The following is an 18,169-nucleotide window of genomic DNA, read 5'->3' on the forward strand; positions in this document are numbered from 1 at the left end:
CCGGGCCGCAGGCGCAGCGGCCCCCTCGGGGGGCAGCGCAGTACACGCAGTGAGCAAGCGTGGGGGCTAGATTTCTTTCGCCGTGATCTGGTACTTGAAGTCGTCCGGCGCGTAGGAGTCGAAACGCCCGCCGGCGTTTTCACCCACCGGGTACATGAAAAAGCCCAGCTTCTCGAGTTTCGAATTCGGCAAGGCAATGTCGTGGGCGGTGTTGTAGGCCATCCAGTTGCCTTCCCAGCCGCCGAACAGCGCCTTGTTGACCGGGGCCACCACCGGATCGGTGGTGTTCTTGATCCAGTCGGCCGTTTCCAGACGCATCACCTTGGCCACGTCAGCCGGGTCCATCGCCACCCAGCCGTAACCCTTGAGGAACACTTCCGAGCGGCAGTGCTGCGCGCCCTTGAGGCTGACGGGGTTGCCGCTGAGCTCCTTGTAGCCAAAGGCTGAAGGCACCAGGCGGATCCCGTACACGTCGCGCGCCGGAATGCCCACCGAGCGGCACAGGCCGACAAACAGCGCATTCAGGTCGGCGCACTTTCCGCCCAGGTTGCCGGTTTCCAGCATGGTCTTGATGTCGCCCTCACCGCAGCCGCGCACCTTGGGGTCGCGGTAGGTGTTGGCCACGATCCAGTCGTACAGCTTCTGCGTTTTCTCGACGTCGGTTTTTGCGCCGGCGATGGCTTTTTGCGCGGTCGTGCGCACGATGCCGTCGGTGGGCAGGAATTTCGTCGGGCGCGTGAAATGGCGCAGCGTATCCGCATCTTCACGCACCGCGGTTTTGTGCAACCAGTCGACGGCACGGCCCTGGGTTTGCACGCGGCTCGTCAGCTCGACAAAAGGCTGGCTCTGGCCCGCGTCGAATTCGGCGTAAAGCATCTTGGCGCCATCCACGCCGTCGTCGGTCAGATCGGTTTTGCCGTTGCTCGAAAAGCTGTTGCCCTGCGAACGCTGGTAGTCGCTGTTGACCGATGGAATCGGCAGCCATACCTTGGTCACGCCCTGGGGCTTGACGATGTCGACGCGCGTCGTCACGTCAAAGGTTCGCCAGGCGCCGCTCTGGGGCGCAAAGAGGCGGCGGGGCGCGGTTTGGGCGAAGCTGATCGCAGGCAATGCGGCCGCCATGGCGGCTGCAGCGGTATTTTTCAGGAAGGTGCGGCGTACGGTGGTCATCAAAAGAACTCCGAAAGGTGGGTTGGCAGACGTGACCGGGCATGAGAAGGTGCACCGGGATGTCCATGCGGCGGAAAGCCCAAAGCTTGCGCCGAGGGACAATTATGGCGGCTTTCGCCCTGCCGATCACGATGACGAAAATGACTCGGTTATATTTATCGGGCAAGCTCCTGGCGTCCCGCGCGCCACCAGCGTTGCAGGCTCCCACGATAACGAATCATAAAAGCCGGAGACGATGGCATGGGCAAATCGGGCAAACCACCAGCGGGGCCGCAAGGCATCCTGATACGCGGAAGCGCCGGCCAGGGGCCGGCGGCAACGCTGCAAGCGGTGCTGACGCTGCTGGACGCGCAGGACCTGGCTCACTGTGTGCTCAGCGCGGAAGGCCGCGATGACGCCGGTCACTTCATCCGGATCAGTCTGAATGCGGAACAGGTCGATGCCTGGGCACCCGGCTACGACACCCTCGGGCTGGGCCGCAGGTTGCAGCTCGATACCGGTGACAAACCGGCTGACCTGACACGCGAGATCGTGGCAGCGATGCTGATCGGACCGGTGGCCTTTGAATTCCCCAGCCTGGAGGAACTGGCGTCCGCCGTCCGCATTCGCCACAACATTGTGCGTGCGGCCCGTAAGACCAGTCTGTCCTTTCACACCAGCCAGGCCGAACGGCCACAGGACTGCTGGACCTACCAGGAGGACATCGGCTTCGTCATCCGGCCCGGCGTGTCGCTGCTCACCGCCCTGGCCAAGGCGACCCAGCCCGAGGTCTCCGGCGCGCTCTATTCGTTTTCCTGTTACCGCGCCACCGAGTACGTGATGCTGCTGGGCATTGCCGAGGAACTGGCGCATTGCAACCCGGCCCTGTATGCGCAGCTGCAGACGCTCTGGGCCGCCCGGCCCATCATGTCGGGCCAGTTTCATGATGTTTTTCTGCGCGAGCAGGGTTCGATGCAGGCCCCCCTGCCCCCGCATTATTTTGTACCGGGCGACAGGACCTGGTTCCGCAATCCCGACGAAGCCTCGGCCGAGGCGTCCGGCTACGAGGGCTCCTGGGTAATCTACCTCGGCGGCGGCCTGTTCAGCAACTTCTGGAAATCCCAGCATCCCTACACGCTCGCCGACAAATGCCTGGAGATCTACCAGTGGCGCCATGCGCTGTACCGGGACGCGGAAGGCCATGAACGCGTCGATGAGGCCAAAGTGGCCGCACTGGTGGCGGCGGCGCAGCAGGATGCGTCCGGGCTTGCACGCATTCTGGCCCTGATGCAGCGTTACCGCGAACCGCGCGGCGTGTACCGCGACGGCGGCTGCCTCGACACCACACGCGAGTTTGCGCGCTGGGTCTGCCCCGGTACGTCGGACCTCGTCCTGCCCAAGGAATAGGGGCCCCCACGCTCGGCACTTCGTGTCCTCGCTGCCCCCCGAGGGGGCCGCTGCGCCTGCGGACTGGCAAAGCCAGATCCGCGGCCCTGGCTGGCAGGGAGAAGATCCGCCCGGTCGCTCAACTGACCAAAGCCGGTTCGTCTACTGCTTGAGCAAGGCCTCGATCCACTGGGCAGCGGCGGCGCCGGTCCAGTCGAGCTCGCCCTGCACGCGCTGGCGCGGCAGGCCCTGCCGGTCCACCAGCACCGTGGTGGGAAACACCTTGACGCCCCAGGCTCGTGCCGTCTGGCCCTGGGGGTCCAGCAAGACGGGCAGGCTCAGCCCGGTCCTGGCTGCAAACTGGATCGCGCGTGTCGGGTGTTCCTTGAAATTGATCGCCAGCACCAGCAACTTGTCGGGACCGTAGAAGTCAGCGATTTGCTGCAGCGTTGGCATTTCCGCGCGACAGGGTTCGCACCAGCTGGCCCAGAAATTGAGCAGCACCGCACGGCCCCGGAGGTCGGACAGGCGCCACGGCTTGCCCTGGGTGTCCACCGCCTGCAGTGGCGGCACAGCGCCTTGCCAGGGGGAGACCGCATAGGCGGGCTCGGTCGCAGCCCCGGCAGGGCGAGCGGCCAGCGTGGCCAGGCCCGCCAGTGCGGCAAGTTGCAGGAAGTGGCGCCGGGGCGCCTGGGTGTGTAATAAAAAGGGCATGGACGCGGCCAAGATTAACAGGGCGGCAAAAACCGGGCACAGTGGGGGACAACACCCCAGAAACCCGACGCCGCTGGCGCTATTTCACGCAAGGCGAAACAGTCCTACAGCGGCCGACCCGGAGCTGCGGTAAATTCCGATAACCAACACAGGCCCACCGGCTGCACCGATTTTGAACTCTCCCCTCAAACACCCGAAGCTGGCCCTCGCGCCTGCATCACCGCAGTTCATCGACCAATACCAGCAGACTGCGCCCGGCCGGGCGCCTGCGGCAGCAGTGGAGCTTGCTGAAGGCCTGAATGCCGCGTCGGCCACAGTGGCCCCCAAATATTTTTACGACACGCTGGGGTCGCAGCTGTTTGAGGCCATCACCCGGCTCGACGAGTATTACCCGACGCGGACAGAGGCCGGCATTTTCGACGCAGCGTCCGGCGACTTTGCGGCCACCCTGGCGGGAGCCGGCATCGGGCACCCCTGCCTGATTGACCTGGGCGCCGGAAGCTGTGCCAAGGCCACACGCCTGATTCCGCACCTGCAGCCGCGGCAATATGTGCCGGTCGATATTTCGGTGGACTTCCTGCGCGAGGCCGCCGAGCAGGTACAAAGCACCTTTCCAGCGCTGGACATCGTCGGGGTGGGCATGGACTTTTCTGCCGGGCTGGCACTGCCGCCGCAAGTGCAGCGGGACAACCGGGTATTTTTCTACCCGGGCTCGAGTCTGGGAAATTTTTCACCGGACGAGGCGCAGGCGTTTTTGCAGCGACTCGCCGATCCGGCGCAAGGCGCCGCGCGTGGCCTGCTGCTAGGCATCGACCTGGTCAAGGACAAGGCCACGCTGGAAGCCGCCTACGACGATTCGCTAGGTGTCACCGCGGCGTTCAACAAAAACGTGTTGCGCCATGTCAATACCCTGCTGGGATCAGACTTTGACGTTCACCAGTGGCGCCACATGGCGCTTTTCAATGAAGCAGAATCCCGCATCGAGATGCACCTGCAGGCGCTGCACAACCTGACTGTGCGCTGGCCCGGTGGCGAACGTCGTTTCCGCGGCGGTGAACGCATCCACACGGAAAGCTCCTGCAAGTACACGGTGGCCTCCATGTCGGCCCTGCTTCGGCGGGCTGGTTTCAAGCAGGTCAGTTACTGGACCGATCCGAAGGACTGGTTTGCGGTGTTTTGGGCTTCGGCCTAGCCGCTGTCCCCGGCGCGAGGGCCTCGGTCAAAGTTGTCCTTGATTCGGACGGCAGGGATCTGCCAGCAAGTGCTGACAACAAGGACGGAATTGGCAGGGCCGGCCCGAACGGTGGTTTCCCGCCCGTCATTGCGGTCTCGGCCGAAATTTACAAGGAAACCGGCCGCAGCCCTTACTCCAACAGCGCAATTAGCTATAACAAAGATAGCAAATAGATCACCCTACTCGACCCGCGAAATCGCCACCGGCTTGAAGCCCAGGTCCGCCGCCTTGCCCTTGCGCCCGCGAGCGGCTCTGGCATTGTTCAGGCTGCGGATCTCCAGCGTTTCCTCGCGCTCCTTGCCGCCACGGCCTAAGCCCTCGATCTTCACGCTGCGGGTATACGCGGCCGCGCCGGCCAGGGTGTCCTTGGCATCAAGGTCAATCAGCATCAGGCCGCGGCCGCCGGCGGCCTGGGTCTTGAGCTCGCTGATCTCGAAGGTCAGGATGCGCCCGCCGGTGGAAGCGCAGGCCACATGGGTGGCCGGGTTCAGGGACGAAGAGCCGCTGTTGCCCGAAACATGCGAAGGTTTGCAGATCGCCTCGCCTTCAGCACAGCTGATGAAGGCCTTGCCGGCCTTCAGGCGCGATGTCATGTTTTCCACCGTGGCCAGGAAACCGTAGCCACCGCTGCCGCTGAGCAGCAAGGTGGCGCCCGCAGGCCCGGCGAAATAATGCGCCGGGTGGGTGCCGGTCTCCAGATCGATCAGCGTGGTCACCGGCTGACCATCACCTCGTGCACCCGGCAACATGGCGACCGGGATCGAATAGACCCGGCCCGTGCCCTTGGTCGCCGTGCCGAACACCAGCAGGGTATCGACAGTGCGGCATTCAAACGTGCCGTACAGGCCGTCACCCGACTTGAAGGCGAAACTGGCCGCATCGTGGCCGTGGCCGCTGCGCGCACGCACCCAGCCTTTGGCGCTGACCACCACCGTCACCGGTTCGTCGAGGACCTTGACTTCCAGCACGGCCTTTTTCTCCGCCTGGATCAGGGTACGGCGCGGGTCGGCAAACTGCTTGGCATCCGCCTCAATCTCCTTGATCATCAGGCGGCGCAAGGCGGCCGGGTTGCCGAGGATTTCCTCGAGTTTGCCCTGCTCTTCGCGCAGGCCCTTGAGCTCCTGCTCGATCTTGATGGCCTCGAGCCGCGCAAGCTGGCGCAGGCGGATTTCAAGAATGTCTTCGGCCTGCCGGTCGCTGAGCCGGAAGCGCGCGATCAGCGCCGCCTTGGGCTCATCGGACTGGCGGATGATGGCAATCACCTCGTCGATGTTGAGCAGCACCAGCTGCCGGCCCTCGAGGATGTGGATGCGGTCCAGCACCTTGTTCAGACGGTGCTGCGAACGCCGCTCTATCGTGGTCTGGCGAAAGGAGATCCACTCCTGCAACATCTGCCGGAGTGTTTTCTGCGTCGGCCGGCCGTCCAGCCCGATCATGGTCAGGTTGATGCTGGCCGAGCTTTCCAGGCTGGTGTGCGCCAGCAAGGTGGTGATCAACTCGGACTGCTCAATGCGGCTGGTCTTGGGTTCGAACACCAGGCGCACGGCCGCGTCCTTGCTCGACTCGTCGCGCACCACATCCAGCACGGCCAGCACCGTCTGCTTGAGCTGGACCTGGTCCAGGCTCAGCGCCTTTTTGCCGGCCTTGATTTTCGGATTCGTGATCTCTTCGATTTCTTCCAGCACACGCTGCGTGCTGACGCCGGGCGGCAGCTCCTGCACCACCAGCTGCCACTGGCCGCGCGCCAGGTCTTCGATTTTCCAGCGGGCGCGCACCTTGAGCGAGCCGCGACCCGTGCTGTAGGCCGCGGCAATGTCGGCGGCCGTCGAAATGATCTGGCCGCCGCCCGGATAGTCGGGACCGGCGATCAACGTGTACAGATCGTCGTCGGAAAGCCTGGGGGATTTGATCAGCGCGATGCAGGCGTCCGCCACCTCGCGCAGGTTGTGGCTGGGAATCTCGGTGGCCAGGCCCACGGCGATGCCGCTGGCGCCGTTGAGCAGCGTGAAAGGCAGGCGCGCCGGCAGTTGGCGTGGCTCCTCAAAGGAACCGTCGTAGTTCGGCACGAAGTCGACCGTGCCTTCGTCCAGTTCGTCGAGCAGCAGGGTGGTGATTTTCGCCAGCCGCGCCTCGGTGTAACGCATGGCTGCCGCGCCGTCGCCGTCACGGCTGCCGAAGTTGCCCTGGCCGTCGATCAGCGGGTAACGCTGGCTGAAGTCCTGCGCCATGCGCACCATCGCGTCATAGGCCGCCTGGTCGCCGTGCGGATGGTATTTGCCCAGCACATCACCGACCACACGCGCGCTTTTGACCGGTTTGGCGCCGCCGGCGCCGGAAAAACCCAGCCCCATGCGCGCCATGGCAAACATGATGCGCCGCTGCACCGGCTTCTGGCCGTCGCAGACGTCGGGCAGTGCCCGTCCCTTGACCACGCTGAGCGCGTATTCAAGGTAGGCACGCTGGGCATAGGCGGCCAGCGATTCCTGTTCAGGGACGTCGGAAGGGGAAGGTGGGGCAGGCGTAAAAAGATCGTCCATCGGGGTTCAAACTGCAAAAAAGATAGCGGTCAAAAGGGGTGGCGGGACCGATGGCTGGCCGCCGCAGGGGATTATGACCCCATGTGCCGGCGCTGCCAGCCGGTTCGGAGGCCGTGAGTCAAGCGGGAAAACCGGACTCAGGCTAGTCGCGCTCGACCCGGAACTCCGGTGCGATCGGGCTTTGCACAACCAGGGTCGGCAGTTGGTTGCCGCGTCCGGTGGCGCCGCCAGCGCTCGGGCTGGAGGAGATTTTGCTGCCGCCCATCATTTCCATCCTGACACGGCCCGAGCGCCGCGCCTCACCGATCATGCTTGGCGGCTTGAGGTGGCCGTAGAGCTGCATCACGGTCTTGACGTAATTTTTGGTCTCGGGATAGTTGGGGATCTTGTTGCCGTAGCGCTGGACCGCGCCTTCGCCGGCGTTGTAGGCCGCCACCGCCAGCTCCAGCTGGCCGGGAAACAGGTCGATCAGGTAGCGCAGGTAACGCGAGCCGGCCACGATATTGGTCCTGGGGTCGGTCAGCTTTTTCTCGATCGGCGAATTTTTGTCGGCCCGCACGCCGTAACGCTGGGCTGTGGGCGGCATCAGCTGCATCAGGCCCACCGCGCCCTTGGGCGACACGGCATGGGTGTTGAAGCCCGACTCGGTGGCAATCAGGGCCTGCAGCAGCTCGTAGTCGATGTCATTGGCCACCGACGCTTCGCGCAGCAGATGCTTGACCGCCTTGTAATTGGGAGACACGTCGAAAAAGGCCAGCAGCTTGGGCGGCGCGCCCGGCATGCCGCCGCCATAGGCGCCCGCGGACGCCCGGCCGCCGCGGCTGGTGTCAAAACTCTCGCCGCCGCGGAAAAACAGCTGGTAACGATCGTCGAGCCGCTCGGCCGCGAAATGCGCCACCCCCTGGCTGTCCACATAACCCCAGACATCGGCGCGGGCAGGCGTGCCGGCCAGCAGCAGGGCCGCAGCGGCTATCAAAAATGATAGCTGCCTGCGCAACAGCCACAAGGGCTGGAGCCACTTTTGACGTAAGAAATGGCTCATGCCGTGCAGATCCGCAGGTTGCGCATGGGAGTCCTTTAAATATCGATCTCCACGGCATCGCCGTGCAGTTCCATCAGTTCGCGCCGCGCCGCGGCTTCGCCCTTGCCCATCAGCTTGGTCACCAGAGACTCCGTCTGGGCAAAGTCGAAGTTGCCAAGTTGCACCGGCAACAGGCGGCGGGTATCAGGATTGAGTGTGGTTTCCCACAATTGTTCCGCATTCATTTCACCCAGGCCCTTGAAGCGGCTGATGGCCCAAGCCCCTTCGCGTACGCCTTCCTTGCGCAATTTGTCGAGAATGGCTATCAACTCGCCCTCATCAAGCGCGTACGCCTTCGATGCAGGCTTTTTCCCGCGGGCCGGAGCGTCCACCCTGAAGAGCGGTGGCCGGGCCACAAAGATGTGCCCTGTCGCAATAAGTTGGGGGAAATGCCGGAAAAACAAGGTCAGCAGCAGCACCTGGATGTGCGAGCCGTCCACGTCCGCATCACTGAGGATGCAGATCTTGCCGTAACGCAGACCGCTGAGGTCCGGCGAATCGTTGGGACCGTGCGGGTCCACACCGATGGCCACCGCAATGTCGTGGATCTCGGTGTTGGCAAACAAGCGGTCGCGCTCGACCTCCCAGGTGTTGAGCACCTTGCCACGCAACGGCAGGATGGCCTGGCTTTCCTTGTCGCGGCCCATCTTGGCGCTGCCGCCGGCGGAGTCCCCTTCGACCAGGAAAACCTCGTTGTGCGCCAGGTCACGGCTTTCGCAGTCGGTCAGCTTGCCCGGCAGCACGGCCACGCCCGAGCCCTTGCGTTTTTCAACCTTCTGCCCGGCTTTCTGGCGGGTTTGCGCGGCCTTGATCGCCAGCTCGGCCAGTTTTTTGCCGTAGTCGACATGCTGGTTCAGCCACAGCTCCAGCGTCGGCCGTACGAAGCTGGACACCAGCCGCACTGCGTCGCGGGAATTGAGCCTTTCCTTGATCTGGCCCTGGAACTGCGGGTCCAGCACCTTGGCCGAGAGCACATAACTGGCGCGGGCAAACACGTCCTCTGGCAGCAACTTGACACCCTTGGGCAGCAGCGAATGCAGCTCGATGAAACTCTTGACCGCCTGGAACACGCCGTCGCGCAGGCCGCTTTCATGCGTGCCGCCGGCGCTGGTCGGGATCAGGTTGACATAACTCTCGCGCACCGGCTGGCCGTCCTCGGTGAAGGCCAGACACCACTGGGCGCCCTCGCCTTCGGCAAAACTGTCGTGCGCCGCGTCGGCGAAACCCTCGCCTTCGAACAGCGGAATCACCGGATCGGCACTGAGCGTCTGCATCAGGTAGTCGCGCAGACCGCCCTTGTAAACCCAGGTCTGGACTTCTTTGGTTTTTTCCACCACCAGCGTCACGGTGACGCCAGGCATCAGCACCGCCTTGCTGCGCAGCAGGTGGGTCAGCTCAGCCATCGGCAGGGCCGCCGCCTCGAAATATTTGGCATCCGGCCAGGCCCTCACCGTGGTGCCGGACTTGCGGTCGCCCTCGGCCTGCTTGCGCAATTGCAGCTTCTCGATGACGTCGCCTCCGCTGAACACCAAGGTGGCGGCCATGCCGTCACGGTAAGAGCTCACCTCCAGGCGTTTGGACAGCGCGTTGGTCACGCTGACGCCAACGCCGTGCAGGCCACCGGAAAAACTGTAAGCCCCGCCCTTGCCCTTGTCGAACTTGCCGCCGGCATGCAGGCGGGTGAACACCAGCTCGATCACCGGCGCCTTTTCCTCCGGGTGCAGGCCGTAGGGAATGCCGCGGCCGTCGTCCTCGATGCTGACGGAGCCATCGCTGTGCAGCGTGACCTTGATCTTCCTGCCGTGGCCGGCCAGCGCCTCGTCAGCCGAGTTGTCCAGTACCTCCTGGATGATGTGGAGCGGATTGTCGGTGCGCGTGTACATGCCCGGCCGTTGCTTGACGGGCTCCAGGCCCTTGAGCACGCGGATCGAGCCTTCGGAATAGTCGTTGGGTGGTTTGGTCGCCATGGAGGGTGGATTGTAGTCCGGCCGGATTCTACAACTGTATAAATATACAGTCCAACCGGGTTTTCCTCCCATTCATGCGTTCTGCGCATCAAAGCCGTGCCAGCTTCGCAATGCAGACAAACAGCCGTTTGGTTACATTCATGGAATGCAATCCTCCAGCCGTAATCTTTCCATGACGCAGGTGCTGCTCTGCGGTGCCATCATCGTCACCCTGTCCATGGGCATACGCCATGGTTTCGGCCTCTGGCTGCTGCCGATCACCCAGGCCCAGGGCTGGACCCGCGGAACTTTTTCTTTCGCGATTGCCATCCAGAACCTGTCCTGGGGCGTCTTCGGCATCTTTGCCGGCATGGCGGCCGACCGCTTTGGCGCCTTCCGCGTGATCATCGGCGGCGCCGTGCTGTATGCCCTCGGCCTGATCGGCATGGCGCTGTCCACCAGCGGCCTGATGTTCACGCTGACCGCCGGCATCCTGATTGGTGCGGCCCAGGCCGGCACCACCTACGCAGTGATCTACGGCGTGATCGGGCGCAACATCCCGGCCGAAAAGCGCTCCTGGGCAATGGGTGTGGCGGCGGCTGCCGGCTCGTTCGGGCAGTTCCTGATGGTGCCGGTCGAAGGTTTCCTGATCAGCGGCCTGGGCTGGAAGGAAGCGCTGCTGGTGCTCAGCGCCGCCGTCCTGCTGATCGCCCCGCTGGCTTTCGGCCTGCGAGAAAACCGTTTTGGCCCGGGCCAGACGCCAGCGCGCGAGCAGACCATCTTCCAGGCATTGCGGGAAGCACTGAAGTACCCGAGCTTCCAGTTGCTGATGGCCGGTTACTTTGTCTGCGGCTTCCAGGTCGTCTTCATCGGCGTGCACATGCCCAGCTACCTGCGCGACAAGGGCCTGTCGCCGGAAGTCGCCAGTTATGCTTTGGCGCTGATCGGCCTGTTCAATGTGTTCGGCACCTACGCCGCCGGCGCCCTCGGTCAGCGCCTGTCGAAGAAAAACATTCTGGCTTTCATCTACTTGGCCCGGTCCGTGGTGATCACCGTGTTCCTGATCGCGCCGCTGAGCCCGCTGAGCGTCTACATCTTCGCCAGCCTGATGGGCCTGCTGTGGCTGTCCACCATTCCGCCGACCAATGCGGTGGTGGCGCAGATTTTCGGCATCCAGCATCTGTCCATGCTCAGCGGTTTTGTGTTCTTCAGCCACCAGATCGGCTCCTTCATGGGTGTCTGGCTGGGCGGCAAGCTGTATGACGTGACGGGCAGCTACGACATCGTCTGGTACATCGCGATTGCGCTGGGGTTGTTTGCCGCGGTGGTGAACCTCGGGGTGCGTGAAACCGCCATCCGCAGACCGCAACCGGCGCCTGTGCCGCAAGGCGCTTGAAATGGCACGCAAACTCGCCTTGTATGCGCTGGCTGTCGCGGCCAGCGTGGGCGTGTTTGCGCTCTACACCCGGCCCGACTTCCTGAGGACCCTGGCCGACCAGCTCTGGGCCTGTTTCTAGCCCGCGCTCACGCTCCTACTCTTCCTCGCGCACGCGGAACTGGCCGGCGAGCTGCTGCTGCACCGCGGGCGGCACGGTCTCGTAGTGGCTGAAGGCCAGCGTGTAAGCCCCCTGCCCACCGGTCAGCGCGTTGAGGCGCGACTGATAGGCAGCCAATTCGGACAAGGGCACCTGGCCCAGCACGGCCAGGGTGCGTGCCTGCAGCCCGCGCGTGCCGCTGACCTGCCCGCGGCGCGCCGACAGGTCGCCGGTGATGTCGCCCATGGCAGCTTCCGGCGCCGTGATCTCGACGTTAACGACGGGTTCGAGCACCACCGGCGAGGCGGCGCGCACAGCCTCGATCACTGCCTTGCGTCCGGCCGTCGCGAAGGCAATATCCTTGCTGTCCACGCTGTGGTGCTTGCCGTCGTACACCACGACCCGTACATCAGTGACCGGAAACCCCGCGAGCACCCCGGCGTCGAGCGCCTGGCGCACGCCTTTTTCGACGGCCGGCATGTACTGGCCGGGAATCGTGCCGCCCTTGACCTGGTCGACAAATTCGATGCCGGCGCCGCGCGCCAGCGGCTCGATGCGCAGGAAGACCTCCCCGAACTGGCCGGCGCCGCCGCTTTGCTTTTTGTGGCGGTGGTGGCCAGGGGCCGGCGCGGTGACCGTCTCGCGGTAGGCGATACGCGGCGGCCGGGTGTTCACCTCGCACTTGTAGACTTCGGTCAGCCGCTCGATCAGCGTGCGCAGGTGCAGCTCGCCCAGGCCGTAAACCACGGTTTCATGGGTCTGCGCCACATGCTCCAGCCGCAGGCAGGGATCTTCATCGACCAGCCGCTGCACCAGGTCCCACATGCGTTGCTCGTCGCCACGGCGCCGGGGTTCGATGGCCAGCCCGTGCACCGGCACCGGGAAGTCCAGCGGCTGCAGATGGATGTGTTCGTCCTCGGCCGCATCGTGCAGCACGGCGTCGAAATGGATCTCGTCGACCTTGGCCACGGCACACAGCTCGCCCGGTCCGGCGCTGGCGATTTCCATGTGGTCCTTGCCCTGGAGCCGGAACAGGTGCCCGACCTTGAAGGGGCGCCTGCCGTCGCCAATATAGAGCTGGCTGCCTGCGGTCACGGTACCCTGATGCACACGGAAAATGCCCATCTTGCCGACATAAGGGTCCACACTGACCTTGAAGACATGCGCCAGCACGTGTTTCGCCGGGTCGGGCCCGGCAAGCACCGGGACAGCGCCTGCCCCTTCACCGCGCAGGAACTTAGGCGGATTCCCCTCGGACGGATCGGGCAGCAGCCTGACCATCACGTCCAGCAGTTCGGCCACACCGGCGCCTGTGCGCGCTGACACAAAACACACGGGAATCAGGTGCCCCTCGCGCAAGGCCTGCTCCAGCGGCGCATGCAGCTCCCGGGGATCCACATCGCCTTCGTCGAGGTAACGTTCGACCAAGGCCGGATCAACCTCGACCACCTGCTCGACCAGCGCGCGGTGCGCCAGCGCCACGCTGGAAAAATCGGACTCGCCGGCCGGATTGAAAAAACAGTCCACCACCCGCGTGCCCCCGCCGGCAGGCAGGTTCAGCGGCAGGCACTCCTTGCCGAAGGCGTCCTGGATGGCGGCCAGCAGGCCGGGAAGGTCGATACCCAGCGCGTCGATCTTGTTGATGATGACCATGCGGCACAAGCCGCGGCTGGCGGCCCAGCTCATCATGCGGCCGCTCATGAGCTCCAGGCCGCTGGCGGCGCTGACCACCAGGGCCGCGGTTTCCACCGCCTCCAGTGCGGGCAGCGACTGACCGAGAAAATCGGGGGCGCCGGGCGTGTCGATGATGTGAATGCGCGTGTCCTGGTGCTGCAGATGGACCAGCGCCGAATGCAGGGAGTGCTGGGCGCGGCGCTCCAGCGGATCGAAATCGCTGACCGTCGTGCCGCGCTCCAGGCTGCCCGGCGCACCGATCGCCCCGGCCTTGTGCAGCAGAACCTCGACCAGGGTGGTTTTGCCGCTGGCTGCTGCGCCCACCAGCGCCAGCGTGCGCAGGGCCGGAACGGCCGACGGAACCGGATGCATGGATGAGGACATGGCGCGCTCCTGGGTGGCGGGCGTGGCGTCTGCGCCCGATGGATTAGGGCCTGTATAAGGTGCACAGCGTAAGGGATAGCCCGCAGCGGGGCAAGGGGCCGGCGCTCAGATCAAACGGTGGTAGTCTTTCGCCTCCACACATGCAGGGGACAACAGGGCCATGAAAACCATCGTCATCACCGGGGCTTCCGACGGCATAGGCGCTGAAATGGCGCGCCAGCTGGCGCAGCGCCACGGGGCGGCGGTGACGCTGATACTGGCGGCGCGCAACGAAGCAGCACTCCAGGCCGTCGCCGCCCAGTGCCAGGCCAGCGGGGCCGCGGCGCTGGTGGTCCCCACCGATGTGTCCGACCCGGCCCAGTGCCGCGCGCTCATCGCCACAGCCGCCCGCGCGTCGGGCCAGATCGACGCCCTGATCAACAACGCCGGCATGTCGGCGCAGGCGTTGTTTGAAGAGGTCAAGACAGAAGACCTGGGCTGGTACGAGGAACTGATGCGCATCAACCTCTGGGGCAGCGTCTGGTGTACCCATGCCGCCCTGCCCTATTTGAAGCAAAGCCGCGGCAGCCTGGTGGCAGTTTCCAGCCTGGCCGGGCTGGTGGGCGTTCCCGGGCGCACGGCCTGCAGCGCCAGCAAGTTCGCCATGACCGGTTTTTTTGAAGCCTTGCGCGCCGAACTGAAAACGGCCGGCGTCAGCGTCACCACTGCTTACCCCGGCGTGGTCGCCACGCAGATCCGCTACCGGGGCTTCAACGCCGCAGGCACGCCTGCCGGCGCCAGCGGCCTCAGGGAAGACGATGCCATGAGTGTGGAAACCTGCGCCCGACTGATCCTTGAAGGCATGGACAAAAGGACGCGCGAGGTCGTGATGACGACCAAAGGCAAACTCGGGCGCTGGCTCAAGCTGCTGGCGCCCGGTGTCGTCGAATCCATGGCGCTGGCCGCCCTCAAGGACGAGGTCAAACCCCATTGAAAACCGATACCGCCCCTGCGCATGCCAGCCTCACCCCGTCCGCCTGGGTGCGGCGCTGGTCCCACCTGGTGCCGGCCCGGGGCCGCGTGCTCGACGTCGCCTGTGGCCATGGCCGGCACGCTTACTGGTTTCATCAGCGAAATCACCCTCTGACCCTTGTGGAACGGGCGCAAGCAGCTATTGATTCCATAGCAATTCCGGCAGACCGCTGTGAGAAGGTGGTCGCCGACATCGAGGCCGGCCCCTGGCCTTTTGCCGGCCGCGAGTTTGACGCCGTGGTGGTCACCAACTACCTGTGGCGCCCCCTGCTGCCCACGCTGCTGGCCAGCCTTGCGCCGGGTGGGGTGCTGATCTACGAAACCTTTGCCCAGGGCAACGAAACCGTGGGCAAGCCCTCGCGGCCCGATTTCCTGCTGCGTCCCGGCGAGCTGCTGGAGGTCTGCCGTGGCCTGCGGGTGGTCGCCTTTGAGGATGGCTTCCAGCCAGCCCCCGACCGCTTTACACAGCGGATTGCAGCCGTGCGGGAACTGGTGGCGCCGGGGACGGTCCCACGCTACCTGATCGACCAGCGCACTGGGTAGAATGCTGAATTGGCTTATCGCAGCATTGACCACGGCCAGAGCGCCACCCCTGACACAAAGACATGAAAACCATTACCGGCAGCATCGTTGCACTGGCCACCCCCCTGCATGAAGACGGCAGCGTTGACTATCCGTCCCTGCGCAAGCTGGTGGACTGGCACATCGCCGAAGGCACCGATTGCCTCGGCGTGGTCGGCACCACCGGCGAGTCGCCCACGGTCAGCGTCGAAGAACACTGCGAGATCATCCGCGTTTCCGTCGAACAGGCCAAGGGCCGGGTTCCCGTCATGGCCGGTTGCGGCGCCAACTCCACCGCCGAGGCCATCGAGCTGGCCCGTTTTGCAAAAACTGTCGGCGCCGACTGCCAGCTGCAGGTCGTGCCTTACTACAACAAGCCGACGCAGGAGGGCCAGTACCGGCACTTCACCGCGATTGCCGAAGCGGTGGATCTGCCCATGGTTCTGTACAACGTCCCCGGCCGTACTGTGGCCGACATGCTGCACGCCACCGTGCTGAGGCTGGCGCAGGTGCCCGGCATCGTGGGTATCAAGGAAGCGACCGGCAACATCGAACGCGCGCAGTGGCTGATCAAGGAAGCGCCGGCCGGTTTTGCCGTCTATTCCGGCGACGACCCGACCGCCGTGGCGCTGATGCTGTGCGGCGGTCAGGGCAACATCAGCGTGACCGCCAATGTGGCGCCGCGCCTGATGCATGAACTCTGCGTCGCTGCCATCGCCGGCGATGCGCGCGGTGCGATGAAAATCCAGCTCCAGCTGCTGCCACTGCACAAGCACCTGTTTGTCGAAGCCAACCCGATTCCGGTCAAGTGGGCCATGGCCCGCATGGGCCTGTGCGGCGGGACCCTGCGCTTGCCCATGACGACGCTAGAAACGGCCAACGAGGCCACCGTCGAAAACGCCCTGCGCGTTTGCGGCCTGCTCTGATTTTTAAGGAAACCCAGTGATGACATTGCACACGACCAGCGCTTCCGGATTTGTATCTGCACCGCGGCTTGCCGCTGCCCCGCTGCTGGCGCTCGTCGCCGCGCTCCTCCTCTCGGGTTGCTCCTCACTGAGCGAGTCCCTGCAGGGCGACAAGGTCGATTACAAAAGCGCCGGCAAGGCGCCCTCGCTGGAGGTTCCCCCCGACCTGACGCAGCTGTCGCGCGATACCCGTTATGTCGTGCCCGGCAGTTCCGTGACGGCCAGCGGCTTCCAGGTCGGACAGACCACCCAGTCCGTGCCAACGGCGGCCCTCACGGTCGGCGATGTGCGCATCGAACGCGCGGGCACGCAGCGCTGGCTGGTGGTGAACCGCCCGGCCGACAAATTGTGGGGCCCGGTGCGCGAGTTCTGGCAGGAAAACGGCTTCCTGATCGCCACCGAGCAGGAAAACCTGGGCATCATGGAAACCGACTATGCGGAAAACCGCGCCAAGCTGCCGCAGGACTTCATCCGCGCCACCCTGGGCAAGTTGCTCGACAGCCTGTACTCCACCGGCGAACGCGACAAGTTCCGCACCCGCCTGGAGCGCACGCCGACAGGCAGCACCGAGATCTACATCAGCCACCGCGGCATGGTGGAGGTGCTGACGGGCACAGTCAAGACACCGCAAAAAAGCGACGGCACGGTGTGGCAGCCCCGCCCGGCTGACCCGGAACTGGAAGCCGAATTCCTGCGCCGCCTGATGGTCAAGCTCGGTGTCAGCCAGGAGCAATCCAAGGCGCTGATCGCCACGGGCCCGGCGCGGCAGAGCGCACGTGTCGCCAATGTCAACAACATGCCGGTGGTCCAGATGGACGAGGGTTTTGAACGCGCCTGGCGCCGTGTCGGTCTGGCCCTGGACCGCACCGGCTTCACCGTCGAAGACCGCGACCGCGCGCAAGGCACTTATTTTGTGCGCTACGTCGAACCTACCGGCGACAAGAAGGAACCCGGCTTCTTCAGCAAGCTCTTCAGCAGTTCCTCGGCAGGCCCGGCTCCCCTCAAATACAGGATCGCTGTGCGCAGCCAGGGCGAAGCAACCACCGTGTCCGTGCTCAACGCCCAGGGCAATCCCGAAGCGTCGGCCAATGCCCAGCGCATCGTGCAGGTCATTGCCGACGACCTGAAATAAGGCGCCGCATGGAGCCTGGCCGGTGCTGAGGTTCAAAAGCCTGGGCAGCGGCAGCACAGGCAATGCCACGCTGGTGGAGGCGACCGGGTTGCGCACCCGGCGACTGCTGGTCGATTGCGGCCTGGGGCTGCGCCAGCTGTCGCTGCGGCTGGCCCAGGCCGGTCTGGCCGATGGCGACATCGACGCCATCTTCATCACCCACGAACACAGCGACCACATTGGTTGCGTTCGCCAGTTCGCCCGGCGCCATCGGGTCCCGGTCTGGATGAGCCGCGGCACGCAGGAGGGCATTGGCCTGGCCGACTTCGACGGGCTGCTCCACACCGCACGCGACGGGGAGGCGATTGACCTCGGCGAACTGCAGCTCATGCCCTTCACGGTGCCGCATGACGCGCGTGAGCCCTTGCAGCTCACCTGCACGGACGGCGCTTCCAAACTCGGTCTGCTGACCGACCTTGGCCACGCCACCGCCCACCTGCTGGCCCACCTCGCACATTGCCATGCCCTCTTGCTCGAGTGCAACCACGACAGCGATCTGCTGGCCCAGTCGGCCTACCCGCCTTTTCTCAAGCGGCGCGTAGGCGGCCTGTATGGCCACCTGTCCAATGCTGCCGCGGGCGAGATTGCCCGCTCGGTCGCGCAGGGCGGCCTCAGGCAGCTGGTGGCTGCCCATTTGAGCCAGCAAAACAACCGGCCGGAACTGGCGCACCAGGCGATGTCCGAGGCACTTGGCAGCAGCGCCGAGCTGGTGATCGCCGATGCCGGTAGCGGCACTCCCTGGCTCAGGCTGTAAGGCAAGCCCCGCCCGGGTCAGAGCCTTGCTCCCAATGAAAAAAGCCGCCCGGAGGCGGCTTTTCGGG

General features: G+C 64.9%; 14 protein-coding genes. 8 read left to right on the forward strand and 6 right to left on the reverse strand.

Translation table 11 applies throughout. The annotated features are described in order from the left end of the window. Positions 1-66: 66 nt before the first annotated feature. The gene (locus PSV26_RS18865) at positions 67-1,170 is read right to left on the reverse strand and encodes a transglutaminase-like domain-containing protein (protein WP_300572987.1); all 1,104 of its coding nucleotides are present in this window, start codon (positions 1,168-1,170) and stop codon (positions 67-69) included. 240 nt (positions 1,171-1,410) lie between these two features. Between PSV26_RS18865 and PSV26_RS18870 the strand changes: the two genes are divergently transcribed. After that, entirely contained in the window at positions 1,411-2,556 is a 1,146-nt protein-coding gene (locus PSV26_RS18870) for a hypothetical protein (protein WP_300572990.1), read from the forward strand. Between the two features lie 141 nt (positions 2,557-2,697). Here the strand turns inward: PSV26_RS18870 and PSV26_RS18875 are convergent, their stop codons facing one another. Continuing rightward, a complete protein-coding gene (locus PSV26_RS18875; protein WP_300512838.1) occupies positions 2,698-3,249 on the reverse strand; it encodes a TlpA disulfide reductase family protein in 552 nt (183 codons plus the stop codon). A 172-nt stretch (positions 3,250-3,421) separates the two neighbouring features. Here PSV26_RS18875 and egtD point away from each other — a divergent pair, with 172 nt between their 5' ends. Beyond that, complete coding sequence (gene egtD, locus PSV26_RS18880; RefSeq protein WP_300572993.1) at positions 3,422-4,441, forward strand: L-histidine N(alpha)-methyltransferase; 1,020 nt, start codon at positions 3,422-3,424, stop codon at positions 4,439-4,441. A gap of 221 nt (positions 4,442-4,662) precedes the next feature. Here egtD and parC read toward each other — a convergent pair whose 3' ends face one another. The 3 genes from parC to PSV26_RS18895 all read right to left on the reverse strand — a co-directional run bounded on the left by parC (position 4,663) and on the right by PSV26_RS18895 (position 10,068). Beyond that, complete coding sequence (gene parC, locus PSV26_RS18885; RefSeq protein ID WP_300572996.1) at positions 4,663-7,020, reverse strand: DNA topoisomerase IV subunit A; 2,358 nt, start codon at positions 7,018-7,020, stop codon at positions 4,663-4,665. 142 nt (positions 7,021-7,162) lie between these two features. Then, positions 7,163-8,062, reverse strand: coding sequence for a lytic transglycosylase domain-containing protein (locus PSV26_RS18890; protein WP_300572999.1), 900 nt, complete (start codon positions 8,060-8,062; stop codon positions 7,163-7,165). Between the two features lie 35 nt (positions 8,063-8,097). Continuing rightward, complete coding sequence (locus tag PSV26_RS18895) at positions 8,098-10,068, reverse strand: DNA topoisomerase IV subunit B (protein WP_300573001.1); 1,971 nt, start codon at positions 10,066-10,068, stop codon at positions 8,098-8,100. 145 nt (positions 10,069-10,213) lie between these two features. Here PSV26_RS18895 and PSV26_RS18900 point away from each other — a divergent pair, with 145 nt between their 5' ends. After that, on the forward strand, positions 10,214-11,443 hold the full coding sequence (locus tag PSV26_RS18900) for an MFS transporter (protein WP_300512848.1): 1,230 nt from the start codon (positions 10,214-10,216) through the stop codon (positions 11,441-11,443). Between the two features lie 136 nt (positions 11,444-11,579). Here the strand turns inward: PSV26_RS18900 and fusA are convergent, their stop codons facing one another. Beyond that, on the reverse strand, positions 11,580-13,640 hold the full coding sequence (gene fusA, locus PSV26_RS18905; protein WP_300573004.1) for an elongation factor G: 2,061 nt from the start codon (positions 13,638-13,640) through the stop codon (positions 11,580-11,582). 160 nt (positions 13,641-13,800) lie between these two features. Here fusA and PSV26_RS18910 point away from each other — a divergent pair, with 160 nt between their 5' ends. The 5 genes from PSV26_RS18910 (at position 13,801) to PSV26_RS18930 (ending at position 18,102) form a co-directional block, all read left to right on the forward strand. Continuing rightward, entirely contained in the window at positions 13,801-14,613 is an 813-nt protein-coding gene (locus PSV26_RS18910; protein WP_300573007.1) for an SDR family oxidoreductase, read from the forward strand. Further along, on the forward strand, positions 14,610-15,194 hold the full coding sequence (locus tag PSV26_RS18915) for a bifunctional 2-polyprenyl-6-hydroxyphenol methylase/3-demethylubiquinol 3-O-methyltransferase UbiG (RefSeq protein ID WP_300573010.1): 585 nt from the start codon (positions 14,610-14,612) through the stop codon (positions 15,192-15,194). Before PSV26_RS18910 ends, PSV26_RS18915 begins: the two co-directional genes overlap by 4 nt. A gap of 62 nt (positions 15,195-15,256) precedes the next feature. Continuing rightward, positions 15,257-16,138 carry a 4-hydroxy-tetrahydrodipicolinate synthase gene (dapA, locus tag PSV26_RS18920; protein WP_300512856.1) on the forward strand — a complete coding sequence of 294 codons (882 nt, stop codon included), beginning with the start codon at positions 15,257-15,259 and terminating at the stop codon, positions 16,136-16,138. Between the two features lie 19 nt (positions 16,139-16,157). Further along, the gene (gene bamC, locus PSV26_RS18925; RefSeq protein WP_300512858.1) at positions 16,158-17,309 is read left to right on the forward strand and encodes an outer membrane protein assembly factor BamC; all 1,152 of its coding nucleotides are present in this window, start codon (positions 16,158-16,160) and stop codon (positions 17,307-17,309) included. A gap of 22 nt (positions 17,310-17,331) precedes the next feature. Then, on the forward strand, positions 17,332-18,102 hold the full coding sequence (locus tag PSV26_RS18930) for an MBL fold metallo-hydrolase (RefSeq protein ID WP_300573011.1): 771 nt from the start codon (positions 17,332-17,334) through the stop codon (positions 18,100-18,102). The last annotated feature ends 67 nt before the right edge of the window (positions 18,103-18,169 follow it).

This window comes from Polaromonas sp. (assembly GCF_029945685.1).
GTDB lineage: Bacteria > Pseudomonadota > Gammaproteobacteria > Burkholderiales > Burkholderiaceae_C > Polaromonas.

What these genes read in the sequence shown, in the direction of transcription:
- PSV26_RS18895 (WP_300573001.1), bottom strand. Translation starts at nt 10,068, where the DNA reads ATGGCGACCAAACCACCCAACGACTATTCCGAAGGCTCGATCCGCGTG.
- PSV26_RS18870 (WP_300572990.1), top strand. Translation starts at nt 1,411, where the DNA reads ATGGGCAAATCGGGCAAACCACCAGCGGGGCCGCAAGGCATCCTGATA.
- PSV26_RS18865 (WP_300572987.1), bottom strand. Translation starts at nt 1,170, where the DNA reads ATGACCACCGTACGCCGCACCTTCCTGAAAAATACCGCTGCAGCCGCC.
- PSV26_RS18900 (WP_300512848.1), top strand. Translation starts at nt 10,214, where the DNA reads ATGCAATCCTCCAGCCGTAATCTTTCCATGACGCAGGTGCTGCTCTGC.
- dapA (WP_300512856.1), top strand. Translation starts at nt 15,257, where the DNA reads ATGAAAACCATTACCGGCAGCATCGTTGCACTGGCCACCCCCCTGCAT.
- PSV26_RS18910 (WP_300573007.1), top strand. Translation starts at nt 13,801, where the DNA reads ATGAAAACCATCGTCATCACCGGGGCTTCCGACGGCATAGGCGCTGAA.
- bamC (WP_300512858.1), top strand. Translation starts at nt 16,158, where the DNA reads ATGACATTGCACACGACCAGCGCTTCCGGATTTGTATCTGCACCGCGG.
- parC (WP_300572996.1), bottom strand. Translation starts at nt 7,020, where the DNA reads ATGGACGATCTTTTTACGCCTGCCCCACCTTCCCCTTCCGACGTCCCT.
- PSV26_RS18875 (WP_300512838.1), bottom strand. Translation starts at nt 3,249, where the DNA reads ATGCCCTTTTTATTACACACCCAGGCGCCCCGGCGCCACTTCCTGCAA.
- PSV26_RS18890 (WP_300572999.1), bottom strand. Translation starts at nt 8,062, where the DNA reads ATGAGCCATTTCTTACGTCAAAAGTGGCTCCAGCCCTTGTGGCTGTTG.
- fusA (WP_300573004.1), bottom strand. Translation starts at nt 13,640, where the DNA reads ATGTCCTCATCCATGCATCCGGTTCCGTCGGCCGTTCCGGCCCTGCGC.